The sequence below is a fragment of the Pseudoalteromonas nanhaiensis genome, from assembly GCF_051235485.1.
Taxonomy (GTDB): Bacteria; Pseudomonadota; Gammaproteobacteria; order Enterobacterales; family Alteromonadaceae; genus Pseudoalteromonas; species Pseudoalteromonas lipolytica_C.
Genome location: NZ_JBPNYQ010000064.1, coordinates 1 through 695, shown reverse-complemented (window position 1 = coordinate 695; position 695 = coordinate 1). Strand labels below are relative to the sequence as shown.

1 rRNA gene is annotated in these 695 nt (G+C 41.2%); it reads right to left on the bottom strand.

Annotated features, from left to right (window positions below):
• Positions 1 to 336 (bottom strand): 23S ribosomal RNA (locus tag ACSFVZ_RS20475); the annotation flags it as partial.
• Positions 337 to 695: the final 359 nt, after the last annotated feature.

Sequence of the window (695 nt, the reverse complement as noted above, 5' to 3'; positions counted from 1 at the left end):
TTCGTGTACGGGACTATCACCCTGTATCGTCAAACTTTCCAGAATGTTCCACTAACACATAATAAGCTTAAGGGCTGGTCCGGTTTCGCTCGCCGCTACTTCCGGAATCTCGGTTGATTTCTGTTCCTACGGGTACTTAGATGTTTCAGTTCTCCGCGTTCGCCTCTTACACCTATGTATTCAGTGTAAGATACCTGCAAGCAGGTGGGTTTCCCCATTCGGAAATCCTAGTCTCAAGCGCTTTTTACTAGCTTGACTAGGCTTATCGCAAGTTAATACGTCCTTCATCGCCTCCAACTGCCAAGGCATCCACCGTGTACGCTTAGTCACTTAACCATACAACCCAAACGGGTCTTTGTTAGTGACAGCTGTTAACTTCGCCAGAAGTTAATTCATCAAATAATGATGAGAATACTAAAGTAGATACCGATTAATCATTGCTGATTAACTGGCATATTTTTACTTTTGAAAACTCTTTATAGATACGAATATCTATAAGAATTTTAATATCAGCTTTCCAAATTTTTAAAGAGCAAGAGAATAAACTTCTCAAAATTAAACACACTCTATTCTCAAGCAGTTTATTACCTGATTAAGAATGTTTATTTTTAAGGAGTAAAAGTGGTGGAGCTAAGCAGGATCGAACTGCTGACCTCCTGCGTGCAAGGCAGGCGCTCTCCCAGCTGAGCTATAGC